This is a genomic window from Corynebacterium sp. HMSC11E11, from assembly GCF_001807025.1.
GTDB lineage: Bacteria > Actinomycetota > Actinomycetes > Mycobacteriales > Mycobacteriaceae > Corynebacterium > Corynebacterium freneyi.
The window spans coordinates 60,047-72,695 of record NZ_KV787139.1 but is presented as its reverse complement, the minus strand read 5'-3'; the positions used below and the strand labels follow the sequence as shown (position 1 = coordinate 72,695).

Below are 12,649 nucleotides of genomic sequence, written 5' to 3'. Positions count from 1 at the left end.
ATTAGCTGTCAGCGGTTGTCCCCGGTGCCCGGTGGCAACACCCCCAGATCATGGAAACTCTCACGCAGATAAGCCATGCCGGGCCCGGTGGCCGTCCCCCGTGAGGGGGGACACCATCACGCTAACGGGTTGCTCAGGAACGCTGCTCCCTTGCAGCGGCGTAAGCGAGATGTGCAAGCACCGCACGCAGTGCGCCCATCGATCCCTGGTTCACCAGGAAGAATTCTTCGATTGAGCGGTCCTCCTGCATAACCGTGACGATTGCCTCTTCGATGGCCTCGGTGAATCCGGGCGCTGCGGCGATCTGCTCCGGTGTGTTCTCGGCGGCCAGTGCGCCGACCGATGCGTTGGGCGCGATTGCGCCCCACACCCGATGGACGAACCCACGAGTCGCCGCGTCAGAGACATGAATGCCGGCGCGGGTCAGAATGTCGTTGGCTTCGTCGACGGCTTCGTTGAACGCTGCAGTGGTCGCCGTTCCCTCGCCTGCGGACGCTCCGGTGAACGTGGGCACGTCCAGCTCGCCCTGCCCATCTGCCAGTCCCAGGTTGATTTGGACTTCGTTTGGGGTGGTCGCCACACCGATGACGTCGACGCCGTTGATGTCGACGATGGCCTTGCCCTCGACGTGCAGGTTGCGCATGAGGTACGTCGCCAGGATGGCGCGCTTGTGCAGGGTGGGTTCGCCGAAGTTAACGATCTGTGACAGGAACTCCCAGGTCTTCACGTAGGTGCGCAGTTCGGCGCGGAAGTCCAGCAGCTCATCGACGGTGTCGGTGTCGCCTTCGATCCGGGCCTGGCGGAGCTGGGTCGTCCATTCGGCGACGATGGGGGAGATGAGCGCGCGGAACGCTTCGTGGTCGATGGCGTCGTCGTCGGCGGTGTAGGCAGCAGCGACGGCGTCGAGGTCGTCTTCGTCGTAGAATCCGGCGCCGTCCAGAGAATCGGCGAGGTCGAACAGCGCATTGGGGTCGACCTCCCCGGCGAGTTCGGCGGTCTTGTAATACGTCTTGAACGAGTCGAGGATGCCGGCGGGGTTGTTGACGAAGTCGACGACCATCGGCGCGGATTTGCCCGGATAGATCCGGTTGAGCCGCGACAGCGTCTGCACGGCGGCGACGCCGGAGAGCACCTTGTCGACGTACATGGCGCACAGACGCGGCTCGTCGAAGCCGGTCTGGAACTTCGAGGCGACGATGAGCACCCGGTAGTCGGCGTCGCTGTCCTTGAACGCGGTCTCCGCATCCGACAGGCCGTTCATGGACACTTCGGTGACTTCGCCGACGCCGGGGATGGAAAGCGACCCGGAAAACGCGACGAGAGTCTGGAATTCGTCGGCCCAGCCCTTGTTTTCGATGTACTTCGACATCTCCACTGCCCAGCGGTATGCCTCCTGGCGCGATGACGTCACCACCATTGCGCGTGCCTGCCCGCCGAGCAGGTGGGCGACGTTTGCGCGGAAGTGCTCGACGACGACGGCGACCTTCTGGGCAATCGAAGTCTCGTGGGCCTTTGCGTAGCGGACGATTTCGCTGACGACGTCGCCCTTGTCCACCATGTCTTCGCGCCCCATCGCATCCCTGACGCGGATGAACATGTCGTAGGTCGAGTAGTTGGTCAGGACGTCGAGAATGAAGCCCTCTTCGATGGCCTGGGCCATGGTGTATTCGTCGAATGGCACCCAGCGGTTCTCACCGTCGACCTTGGTGCCGAACAGGCGCACGGTTTTCGCCTTGGGGGTTGCGGTAAAGGCGACGAAGGTGATGTTGGCGGCGGTTGCGACGGCGGCGTCGGTGGCGGCGAGCAGGTCATCGGCGTCGATGCCTTCGTCGTCTTCACCGGTGGGTACGGACATTGCCAGCAGGCGGCGCAGTGCCGCGGCGGAGCTGCCGGTCTGGGAGGAGTGGGCTTCGTCGGCGATGACGCACCATTTGCGGGCGGCGAGTTCGCCGTCGCCGCCGATGCGTCGGATGACTTCGGGGAAGGTCTGCAGGGTGCAGGTGATGATGTGCCCGCCTTCGGCCAGCGCCTTGGCCAGCACGGGTGATTTCGCTCCGCCGGTGGTGCCCACGGGGACGAACAGGCCGGCCGATGCCGGCAGCATGGCGATGTCTTCGCGCAGGTTTCGGTCGAGCACGGTGCGGTCGGAGATGACGATGACCGAGTCGAACGTCTTCGCCGTTCCCGTGTAGTGGCGGACGAGCCGGTGGGCGAGCCAGGAGATGGTCATGGTCTTGCCGGACCCGGCCGAATGCTGGATAAGGTAGCGGCCGCCGGCGCCGTTGGCGGCGATGTCGGCGGTGACGGCTTCGACGGCCCGCATCTGGTGGTAGCGCGGGAAGATGAGCGTGCCGGGGCTGGCCTTTTTGCCGCGGCCGGAGCCGGGCTTCCATACGGCGAAGGATTGCAGGATGCGCAGGAACTGCTCGCGTTCGAGCACTTCGCGCCACAGGTAGGAGGTTTCCGAGCCGTCGGCGCACGGCGGGTTGCCGGCGTGGCCGTCGTTGCCTTGGTTGAACGGCAGAAAGCGGGTGTTCTTGCCGTCCAACTTCGTGGTCATGCGGACTTCGGAGTTGGAGACGGCGAAGTGGACCAGGCACCGGCCGGGCTGCAACAGGGGGCGCGTGCGCGACGGTTCGCGGTCGATCTTGTATTGGGTTTCGGCGTCGTCGATGGTCTGGGTGTTGTCGGTTTTCAACTCCATCGTCACCACGGGCACGCCGTTGACCAGCAGCACAATGTCGATGGTCTCGTTCGACTTGGTGTCGAACCGTACCTGCCGGATCACACGAAGCCGGTTGAGTTCCGCGTGCTTTGCGACGGTGTCGACCATCGGGTTGGCCGGCGGAAACGACACCATTCCGTCGAACGTCGCCGAGGTGCCCACGTTCATCGACTTGTGTGAAAACCCGTTGCGCAGGGTGCCCATGAGTCCGCCGCGGGAGCCGCCCTTGGTCCGGTCGGCGGTGGGCTTGCGGTTCAGTGAGCGGACCAGCCCCTGGATAAGCGAATCTTCAGCCAGTCGACGTTCGGAGGCCGGCAAATGATCGGGCACCGCCTTGACGTACTCGTCGGGGTAGCGGGTCCGCAGCCACCAGAGGGCGTCGGCGGTGTGCAGGGCCAATTGCGGGTCGAACCCGGTGGAACCGGCTTCGCGGTCATAGAGCCACCCGCGTTCGGCGAGCTGGCGGCAGATGGCGTCCTCGAAACCCTCTTCCAAGGTCTTGGCGGCGGCGGTGGTCATGGTTTAGGGCTCCTCGGGAACGGGGTGCTGTCCGGTGACGGTGGCGGTAATGAGTGCGCTGCGGCGCTCATCGAGTAGGGCACGGAGTTCGCCGGCCTTGGCGATCATCGCGTCAATCTTCGCGGTCTCCGCGTCGAGGTGGTCGGCGATGCGGCGCTGCTCGTCGAGGGGAGGGAGGGGAATCTCCAACCTTGCCGCTTTTTCGGCAGGGAAATGGGGGATCGTCGAGAGGCTGTAGTCCAGACTTATACGACCTGATTTATGTGCGTCATCGAGAGCGTAATAGGCATATCTCGGAAATGAATATTTAGTGTGGCATCTAATGCGCATCACTGTCTTCTGAAATGCGATCCCCGGAAGATCTTGATTAACGTAACCGACGCGACCGGCGTCGCCACCCTCTACCATTATGATGTCGTCGGCGCGCAGGCTATACGTTGCGTTTTCCGCGGGAGTGACCTTCATTAGCTTCAGGTCGTCTGTGTCGATTTTTCCCGTCCTCTCTACGTTTGCGGCGCGTATATACGGCGTCGGTATTCCCTTGTTCTTGTTTCCGTCGAGCATTTTTCCGAGAGTGATTCTCGAAATAACTGCAAGTGAAGCCTGCCTCGTGTCTCCCGTGGCAGTTTTGAACAGCCCCCGTCGCCGCTCCTCAAGCCGCGCCACGAGCCCATCGAGCGCTTCGGCCATCGCGTCAATCTGCGCGGTCTCGCGGTCCAGGTAGTCGGCGATGCGGTGCTGAGTAGGGAGGTCTGGAAGTGGAACCTCGAGCTGAGACAACTTGAACGAGGTCATGCTGGGCAGTGCTGTTTGCGTCGAAATCTTGTCAAAAGGAATGGTCGTTGCCCAGTAATAGAGGTAGCGTCCTGATGCTTCCGGTCCAATTTCTGTGTAGTACATGGTGTCAACCGTCCAGAACTTACCGTTGACATGGAGTGGTCGGTCGATGGTGCCCTTCCTTCCGAAGAGGAGTGACTCGCCATCGTGAAGGAATTCGTTGGCACGAGAAAACGCGCCGCCGGAACCGATTATCGGATACTCGCCATTCGGGTCTTCGACGTTCTTTGCGTCCTGTCCATTTCGGAAGCGGACCAGATATCCAAGTTTGACGGTCATCACTCCCGCACCTCCTTGAACATCGCCGCCAGTTCGTCCATGACTTTCGCGACGTCGGCGTCGATTTCCTCCAGTGACCGGACGGGTTCGGGCACGTAGAAGATGCGGGTGAAGGGGATCTCGTAGCCGATCTTCTCTTTGGCACGGTCCCAAATCGCCTCCGGGGCAAACGGCAGCACTTCGCGGGACATGTGCTCGTCGACGTCCTCGGTCAGCGGGATGCGTTCGACCATGTCAGAGCCGGGGACGAACACCGGGTTGCCCTTGCGGTCGACCGACGGTGGGGCGTCCGGATCATCGACGCCCACGGCCGCCATGATCGCGTCGATGAGCCCCACAGGCATCTTGAGCTTGGCTTTCGTCGCCTCGAACTTGAGGGTGTTCGGCAGGTCGTTGTACTCGGTGCCATTCACGGCACGGATAACTGCTTCATGCTCCGGCTTCGCCGCCTTATGGGACAGTGCGGATTCAACTGCGGCATCGGTGACCTGCACAGCCAGGCGGCGCTGGCGGTAAACCGGCACATCACGAAAACCCAGGTCGTCGGCGGTGAGGATGCGGGAGATGTCCGAATCCTCGAAGGCGTCATAGGCGCGAGTGATGTCGCGGCGATTGTCCGGCGACAGTTCACGACGCTTGAAGCCCATGCCCTTGCGCATCGGCTCCCACATGTCGGTGGCATCGATGAGCTGAATCTTGCCGCGGCGCCGCGGCTCCTTGTTCGTGTCGAGAATCCAGATGTACGTGGCGATGTTCGTGCCATAGAACATGTCCGTGGGCAGGGCGATGATGGCGTCGACGAGGTCGTCGTCAAGCAACCACCGACGAATCGAATCCGGCCCGGACCCAGGCGCACCCGTGAACAACGGGGACCCATTCATGACCACGCCGGCGCGACCACCACCCGTTTCCCCGTGGGCCGGCGTGAGCTTATGGGCCACATGCGACAGAAACAGCATCTGCCCATCCGACTTCGCCGGCAGGCCATGGGAGAACCGCGAACCCTCGACCGCGGCCTCCTCGACGACCGACTCGTAGTCGGCCGACCAGTCGGAGCCGTACGGCGGGTTGGTCAGGACATAGTCGAATGTTTGGCCCGCGTACCTGTCGTCGGTCAACGTGTTCCCGTGCCGGATGGAATCCGGATTGCCGCCCTGAATGAGCAAGTCGGCCTTGCCGATGCCGTAGGAGAAATCCATCAACTCCTGGCCATGCAGCGACACCTGCATGTTCGAGTTCAGCTCCTCCAACGCGCGGCGCGCAACCAGGAGCATGCCGCCAGTGCCCGCCGCAGGATCGTAGATCGTGCGAGACGGGGCCGCCCCCTGCAGGCCTTCATCGTCCGACGACAACAAAATGCTGACCATCAGCTCGATGGCATCACGCGGGGTATAGAACGCACCCGCGCCCTTGCCCTTCGTGTTGAACGCCCGGTACATGACGTCCTCGAACAAATCACCCATCGCCGTGTCCGGCATCCGGTCCGGGTGCAAGTCGATGTTCGCGAAATGATTGACGACCCCGTAGAGACGGCCCGCGCGGGCGAGCGTGGCGACCTTGTCGTTGAACTTGAACGAATCCCAAATATCGGCGATCGAGGAGGAAAACGCCGCAACATACGCCTTCAGCGACTCCGCCACCGAATCATCCGTGCCGCCGATCGTGCCCAGGTCAAGTGGGGACGTGTTGTAGAAGCGCAGGCCGAATGACGTGCGGATGCGCAGATCCATGATGGCCGGGGCAACGTCGACCGTGCCGCCCTTGATGTTGGCGTCGATGAACTCCAGCACCTCGGCCTTCGAATCGGCCAGGATGCACTCGAGCCGGCGCAGCACGACGAACGGGATGATGTAATCGCCGTATTCCTCCGGCTCAACCACCGACCGCAGATACTTGTCTGCCGTGTCCCACACCGCCGCATACGTAGTTTTGCGAGCGTGGTCGATCTGCTCCTGGGACGGGGCCACGTGATTCTCCTTGCTGTTGGCATGCGGTTGTGCGATCGAAGGTCGATTGTCGCACCGTTCTTACTTAAGCCTATCCAGCGGTCGGACCGTGTTCGGGGCGACGTGCGGGCGTCGTCATTGGCGCATGGCCGTTAGGGCGTGGCGTGGGTGGGAGGGGAGCGCATACGGGCGTCCTCTTCACTCGGATTGGCGCCGCTCCCAGTCACCGAAGGTTTCCCTCGATGCGGTCTGCCACGTGGTTCGGCCGTTGGCGCTGGCTCGGCCGTACACCACGGCAGCGGCAGCTGACGCGGACGTGAACACGAAATCTTTCTGGAGCGTAACCAGATGCGGGCGAGGACCAGGAGTACTGATGGCGACGACCTTCGCATGAAGCGGTTGCCGTGCATTGAACTGCTTTCGAGTTGTATCCGCCATAGCTGGGTTGTCTTTCATCATCCCGTTGATGATTGAACCCTCAAGCATGGTGAACTCACCGTCGATGAGCTGAGCCTTCGCGTCGCAACCGTCACGTGTCGTCATATGGAACACGGGACTGTCCGGAGACGCGGTAACCTCGGTGGATTCCACCTCAACCGTGGGGGTGGCCGACTTTACGGCTGTGGACGCCGAGTCGGGCTTTGTGGCTGCCGCTTTCGGGCGGCCACGGAAAATGTCGAAGCCGAGAACGGGCATCAGGATCTGGATCTGGCTGATGAAGTATTTCATGTCGGATTCATCGGCTTCGGGCAAAGCCGCTCCACCAGTCGGAGCATTGCCATTGAGCAGCTTGAACCGTCCGATGTTCTGGGCAAGCCTGATCAGTTCCGATTCCAGATAACGGACATGGGCTTTGGTCAGGTTCATGTCCTTGGACGTGATGATGACGACGTCCTTCCAGAAGTCCTTGTGGATGTTGTGTTGGTCGAGGCGGTTTGCGACGAAGTCCCCCTCGCCGATGTATGCCGCAGGCTGGTCTTCTTCGTCGGTCCCGAAGAGGATGTAGACGCCAGTCCGCTTGGCTTCTTCCCGGCGTTTGATTTCGCCCAGTTCGCTTCGGCGGCCCCGGAGCATGTGCCCGGTCCAATTGAGGATCTCCGCCGTCATCAAGCCCCCGACGGTTCCATCGACGAGGAAGAGGCGCACTTGCTTGCCGGTCATTAGGTCTCCATTGCTGCTGTCGTGCGGGCATTGCAAACGGTTTCGAGCCTATGGCATGTCCGGCGGCCACGAGCGGAGGAGTTCGTGAAGCATGCTACTTGAGCTGGTGTTATCTGAGAAGGCCGAAACCCGGCACCTGCGTAAAGCGGGTGCTGGCCTCGTTCGCAGTCATGGGGGACTGGGAAATCAGTCAAGCTCCACGTACGTCAGCTTGTCGTAGTTGATCGTCGGGTCGGCGAACCCGAGCTTGAAACCCTTGGCGGTCTCGGGAACCTCGAATGCCCACTTCATCGTCTTGGTGAATCCCGGGTTCGTTTGCTCACTGCAATCAGGATTGCCGGGGATCCGATACAGGCTGTCGATCGGTTGGAAGTGGCGCCCCTGGTCATCGACGAGTTCCGACTGGATCGAGAACCCACAGGTGAGATCCCACGCTTCGGTGCCGGTGTTCTCGACCTCCGTGGTCACCGTGACCAGCTTGCCGCCCTCAATGGCATCGAGCGTTTCGGTAGCGGCGAACTCCGCCTTCACCCCGTCTTCCAGGTAGTCGATCGACGGGCCTTCCTCGACATTCGTGACGGTCAAGCGGATTCCATCGGAGTCAACGGCATCCCCCTTGCCGCCGGCGACATCTACGGAACCCATGGACCGCGAATCCGGATCTTCCTCCACATCGAAGATCGATGCCGTTTCGGCTTCACCGGCGGCATCGCTGCCCGTCGTTGCGGTAACCGACGAGGCGCCGGTGAAGAACCCGAGTGTAAAAGCGACGACAACGCCAACGACGGCGAGGATGATGCCGAGGATCAACGGGGTTTTGCTGCGGGGCTTGTTTACGGGAATCAGGTGAGCATTGCCGTATGGGGACGGGCCTGCGTTAAAGGGAGAGGACATGCGCGGACTTTCTGGCTCAGGCGATCGTCATGGACGTCGCAAGGAACGCATCCCTTCCAGATCGAGGGAGCGAAGCTACGGCCGATGCAGTACGGGCGCCGATTGGCTGCCTGTCTTTGCGGCCAAATCAGAATGATAGATAGGCCTGTGGATGTGTTGCTCGCGGGGTCGAACACCGTTGCGCAAACGCGCAGCATTTCGGGTGGAGCATTCGGCGCTTCGTGGAACGGCTCCGAATTCTATAGAGCGAACACCCTACCCATCGCCGCCGATACGTGCGTCGATAACCCGTTCGATGTGGCCCGGCCGGGTTTTCCGGGCGCCCGGATACGGTGCGGGCATCAACGAAAGGAGATCCCCATGACCACGTCAATTGCCCCGGTTTCGCAGTCCGCTCGCTCCACCACGGCATTGCGGGAGCCGTCTCCCGCCATGATGCGCCGGCGCATCAACCCCCAGCTGGTTCCCCTCAGGGATACCGATGTCACGGCGATGCCTCGTCCGACCACGGAGTCTGGCGCCGAAGCCGTGCTCGCCACGATCCACGTGGCCTCAGCAACGACCGCCACTGCCGCCCTCGTGCGCGGCGAGCTCCGCATCAGCCATCCGGGACTGCAGGATTGGGTGCTGACCCGGATCGAGTGCGACCGCCACGAACACCCGGCCCAGCCGGCGGCATGGGTGACGCCGGAGGAACGGCAGAAACTCGCCAACGCCAGGAACACGGCGCTGAGCCGACGGGCCATCGACGCGAGGTCGCGCATCGCCGTGGAATTGGCCGGTCACTTGACGGCGATCCAGGCGGTGCATGGCCGCGTCGTGGTGGATATCCCTGACGTGACGGTGGCCGCGGCGGTCGGCACGCTGCCCTTCGGGCTGGAACGGTTCTCCGGGAACCTCGGGGTGGTGGATGGGGCCCGCCGCAGCGTCTATCGCTTCGTCGACGGGCAGCTGGAGGACGAAAAGGAGCGCGTCGGCCGCTTCGAAGCCGAAGAAGCACGCAACCGGGAACCTCTGCGCATCGCCACCGACGCTTCCCGCGGCCGCAGGGGAGCCGCCGGCATCGCCTGGGTCACCACCGAGGGCCGCTACGCCACCCGCATGGTCGACGTCGGCGCGGTCGCGGAAGCCGAATTCCTCGCCATCAAGTCCGCCATCGACGACGTCGTCTCCCGCGAGCCGGGCCGAAAGGTTGTCATCCTCTCCGACTCGCGGAAGGCTCTCGGCGCTCTGACTGGTAAGTGGCTGCCGCAGTGGGCCACCGGCAAGCGACTGGCGCAGCTGAATCAGACGCGCGCCCACATCCGCGACCACGGCATCCAGCTGAAGTGGGTGCGCGGCCATGCGGGTGATCCGCTCAACGAACTCGCCGACCGGCTCGCCGTCCACCGCCGCCGATGCACCGACTGCCGCCTCACCGCCGAGGTCATCGCCGACCGTGAGGTGCGAATCATCGCCGATGGCTTTGCCGACGACTCGGCGGGCGCCCCGGCGGCGGCCGCCTGAGCCGCCGACTTCCCGACAAAGACATCGACGTAAACCTGTGACGTGGACCTGCCCGGCCCGGCCCGTCGCATGCCGCCCCGAGTTGACGTGACCCCGAACCCGGGCGCCTAATGGTCGGATGGCCTCCACATCCAAGCGCCCCACCCCCAAGCGCTCCGACTCGGCGCGCCCCACCCCGAAGAGCCCCGTCACGGCAGCCCTGCTGTCGACCCCGCTGCTGTTCGCCGCCGTCATCGCGGTGGCGGTCAACTTGCGCGCCGGCATTTCGTCGGTGGGCCCGGTGCTGGAGGAAACCCTCGCCGCATTCGGGGCCGGTGCGTCGCAGGCGGGGCTGATCACGGCGATGCCCGGATTCCTGTTCGCGCTGATGGGCCTGGGGGCGGTGCCCGTGGCAATGCGGCTGGGCCTGACGCGAACCATCGCGCTGGGCGCCGCGCTGACGTTCACGGGACTGGCGGCGCGGCCCTGGGTGGGCGCGATGTCGGTGTTCATCGTGCTCACCGGCTTCGTCGTCGCGGGCATCGCGGTGGCCAACGTCCTGCTGCCGGCGTGGATCAAACGACACGGCGGCCGGCACGTCGTGGCCTTGATGACGGCCTACGGCGCCCTGCTCGGCCTGTCCGGCGCCCTCGGCCCCTTGAGCGCGCTGGCATTCTCCGGCGACCACGCATGGCAGTGGGCGCTGGCCGTGTGGGCGGTGCCGGCGGCGGTGCAGGTCGTGGTGTGGGCGGTGGTCGTCGTAAAGCTCGGCAACGACGCACCCCGCCCCGGCCAGGCCACCGCCGACCGCGACCCGGCCCTCGAGGTGTCCATGTGGCGCTCGCCGACGGCGCTGTTCCTGCTGGTGTTCTTCGGCCTGCAGTCGATGAACGCCTACGTCCAGATGGGCTGGCTGCCGCAGATCTACCGCGACAACGGCGCCTCCGCGGCGACCGGCACGATCGCGTTGGCGCTGGTCGGCGGCCTCAACGTCATCGGCGGGCTGGTCATGCCGTCGCTCATCGCCCGCGCGCGCAGCCTGACCCCGTTCGTCGTCGTGTTCGCCGTCGCCACCGCAGGCGGGTACTTGGGATTGTTGCTTGACGACGCCCACCTGCCCCTCCTATGGGCCTTCCTCCTCGGTGTCGGCGGATTTTGCTTCCCCACGGCGATCGCCCTCATCCCGGCGCGCAGCCGCTCGCACGTGATCACGGCGAAACTGTCCGGATTCGTCCAGCCCTACGGGTATCTGATGGCCGGGGCGGGGCCCATCCTGGTCGGGGCGGCCTACGGCGCGACGGGGCAGTGGCGGGAGATTCTCATCGCGCTCGTCGCCAGTGCGGTGCTCATGGGCGTCATCGGCGTACGCGCCGCCGCGACCACCACCATCGACGACGAACTCGCCGCCAGGGGCCGCCCCGCGTCCGGCCGACCCTGATCCCTCGCCCGAACACAACGAGTGGCGGCCGTGGTGTCCGCCGGTACGATTCCGGATATGACGCAGGACACTATTCAGCAGGAAATCATCGCGACACTGCAACGACTCGGCCTGGAACTGCGGAACCCCGCCGCCATCCGCGCGGGGGAGGACCGGGCACGCTCCATCCTCACGGCGGAGCATTACAACGGTGGCCCGGCGTTTTCGCACGTGCTCGCCTATGACGCCGAAATGATCGAAGCCGACGACGCCTACAGCGAATGGGTCCACGAATGGGCCCGCGCCACGGGCAAAGAGGACCGCGTCACCGACGTCGCCTCGCACGTCGATTTCGACGGCGGCACCTCGTGGCTGACCTACCGCCTCGACGGCCGCGACGTGCGAATCGAGTTCACGCAGGAAAGCGACTGGCTGAACATCGAGGTTTTCGACCGCGTTCTCGAAGACTTCGGCACCATCCCCGGCCGCACCCTCCTATACATCGACAACGGCCAAGCCGGGGTCTACATCTGGGTCCCCGACGACAACGTCGCCGAGTTCACCGAGCTCATCCCCGACGCCGAGGTTGCCTAGCGGCGAAATGGCGGGGCAGTCACGTGCGTGAGTTTTCCTCGAAGCTCACCGCCCCGACGACGTACGCCGCCGCGACCATCGCCAGCCGCACCTCGCGGCTCAACCGGGAATCCATGCGCAGGCGAAAGCGGTAGAGGGAACTGAGGCTGTTGAAGAAGCCCATGCGTTCCCGGCTCAACGACGCCACCGGCGGGACCGGGTCGCCTCCCTTGTCCGGCTGACCGACGTCGGGGAAGATCTCGACGAACCGGCAACTCCGGTCCCCGTCGGCGAGCAAGCCGGCCGGTTCGACGCCCTCCGCGTGCAATTGGATGGAAAGGCCCATCCGGAACAGCTTCCACATTCCGACGATGTAGACCAACCGCTCCTCCTCGCCGGGCAGGAAGGCGTCGAAGCTCGCGCCGCCCATGCCCCGCAGGTCGCGGATGTGCAGGAATTCCCGGCCGGCCTCGTCCTCCACGACCAGCACCCGCGGAGAGAGAAACGCGCGTTCCTCACGGTGCCGGGCCCGGCGGATGCGGGCCACCAGCTGCCCGTCCGCGTCGAAGACGTCCATCTCCCTGCGCGAAATCTGATCGAAGGCCAGCTCGTTCAGGTCGAGGAAATCGGGGACGGCCCGGGGAGCTGGAGCGGGAGCGGCCGCCCCCGGCCGCCACGTCGGCTCGCCCGGGCGCGGCTCGGGCAGGGTCTCGGGTAGTGGCTCGGGCGGGGGATCGGGTCGCTCTTCCTTGCGGGCGGCGAAGTAGCTCGACTCGGTGGCCTGCTCCCACAAACTGCGTTCGTCGGTCATGG

Annotated in this window: 9 protein-coding genes; 3 read left to right on the top strand and 6 right to left on the bottom strand. The window is 64.3% G+C overall.

Translation table 11 applies throughout. From position 1 onward, the window contains the following. Positions 1-133: 133 nt before the first annotated feature. The 5 genes from HMPREF3121_RS06430 to HMPREF3121_RS06410 all read right to left on the bottom strand — a co-directional run bounded on the left by HMPREF3121_RS06430 (position 134) and on the right by HMPREF3121_RS06410 (position 8,361). Positions 134-3,244 carry a type I restriction endonuclease subunit R gene (locus HMPREF3121_RS06430; protein ID WP_070521164.1) on the bottom strand — a complete coding sequence of 1,037 codons (3,111 nt, stop codon included), beginning with the start codon at positions 3,242-3,244 and terminating at the stop codon, positions 134-136. A 3-nt stretch (positions 3,245-3,247) separates the two neighbouring features. After that, positions 3,248-4,360 (bottom strand): restriction endonuclease subunit S, encoded by a 1,113-nt coding sequence (locus HMPREF3121_RS12610; RefSeq protein WP_070521162.1) that lies wholly within the window; start codon positions 4,358-4,360, stop codon positions 3,248-3,250. Next, the gene (locus tag HMPREF3121_RS06420; protein WP_070521160.1) at positions 4,360-6,327 is read right to left on the bottom strand and encodes a type I restriction-modification system subunit M; all 1,968 of its coding nucleotides are present in this window, start codon (positions 6,325-6,327) and stop codon (positions 4,360-4,362) included. The genes HMPREF3121_RS12610 and HMPREF3121_RS06420 overlap by 1 nt, the downstream gene beginning before the upstream one ends. A 177-nt stretch (positions 6,328-6,504) precedes the next feature. Beyond that, a complete protein-coding gene (locus HMPREF3121_RS06415; RefSeq protein WP_070521158.1) occupies positions 6,505-7,467 on the bottom strand; it encodes a GIY-YIG nuclease family protein in 963 nt (320 codons plus the stop codon). Between the two features lie 186 nt (positions 7,468-7,653). Further along, the gene (locus HMPREF3121_RS06410; RefSeq protein WP_083291370.1) at positions 7,654-8,361 is read right to left on the bottom strand and encodes a DUF4352 domain-containing protein; all 708 of its coding nucleotides are present in this window, start codon (positions 8,359-8,361) and stop codon (positions 7,654-7,656) included. Positions 8,362-8,721: 360 nt separating this feature from the next. On the opposite strand from HMPREF3121_RS06410, the gene HMPREF3121_RS06405 reads away from it, so the two are divergent. The 3 genes from HMPREF3121_RS06405 (at position 8,722) to HMPREF3121_RS06395 (ending at position 11,857) form a co-directional block, all read left to right on the top strand. After that, a complete protein-coding gene (locus HMPREF3121_RS06405; protein WP_168161377.1) occupies positions 8,722-9,867 on the top strand; it encodes an RNase H family protein in 1,146 nt (381 codons plus the stop codon). 118 nt (positions 9,868-9,985) lie between these two features. After that, positions 9,986-11,284 (top strand): MFS transporter, encoded by a 1,299-nt coding sequence (locus tag HMPREF3121_RS06400; RefSeq protein ID WP_083291366.1) that lies wholly within the window; start codon positions 9,986-9,988, stop codon positions 11,282-11,284. Positions 11,285-11,341: 57 nt separating this feature from the next. Beyond that, entirely contained in the window at positions 11,342-11,857 is a 516-nt protein-coding gene (locus HMPREF3121_RS06395; protein ID WP_070521151.1) for a hypothetical protein, read from the top strand. Between the two features lie 19 nt (positions 11,858-11,876). Here HMPREF3121_RS06395 and HMPREF3121_RS06390 read toward each other — a convergent pair whose 3' ends face one another. Further along, a complete protein-coding gene (locus tag HMPREF3121_RS06390) occupies positions 11,877-12,647 on the bottom strand; it encodes a hypothetical protein (RefSeq protein WP_070521148.1) in 771 nt (256 codons plus the stop codon). Positions 12,648-12,649 lie beyond the last annotated feature (2 nt).

Excerpts from the sequence above, each read along its gene's own strand:
- HMPREF3121_RS06415 (WP_070521158.1), bottom strand. The coding sequence starts at position 7,467 with ATGACCGGCAAGCAAGTGCGCCTCTTCCTCGTCGATGGAACCGTCGGG.
- HMPREF3121_RS06390 (WP_070521148.1), bottom strand. The coding sequence starts at position 12,647 with ATGACCGACGAACGCAGTTTGTGGGAGCAGGCCACCGAGTCGAGCTAC.
- HMPREF3121_RS06430 (WP_070521164.1), bottom strand. The coding sequence starts at position 3,244 with ATGACCACCGCCGCCGCCAAGACCTTGGAAGAGGGTTTCGAGGACGCC.
- HMPREF3121_RS06395 (WP_070521151.1), top strand. The coding sequence starts at position 11,342 with ATGACGCAGGACACTATTCAGCAGGAAATCATCGCGACACTGCAACGA.
- HMPREF3121_RS12610 (WP_070521162.1), bottom strand. The coding sequence starts at position 4,360 with ATGACCGTCAAACTTGGATATCTGGTCCGCTTCCGAAATGGACAGGAC.
- HMPREF3121_RS06410 (WP_083291370.1), bottom strand. The coding sequence starts at position 8,361 with ATGTCCTCTCCCTTTAACGCAGGCCCGTCCCCATACGGCAATGCTCAC.
- HMPREF3121_RS06405 (WP_168161377.1), top strand. The coding sequence starts at position 8,722 with ATGACCACGTCAATTGCCCCGGTTTCGCAGTCCGCTCGCTCCACCACG.
- HMPREF3121_RS06400 (WP_083291366.1), top strand. The coding sequence starts at position 9,986 with ATGGCCTCCACATCCAAGCGCCCCACCCCCAAGCGCTCCGACTCGGCG.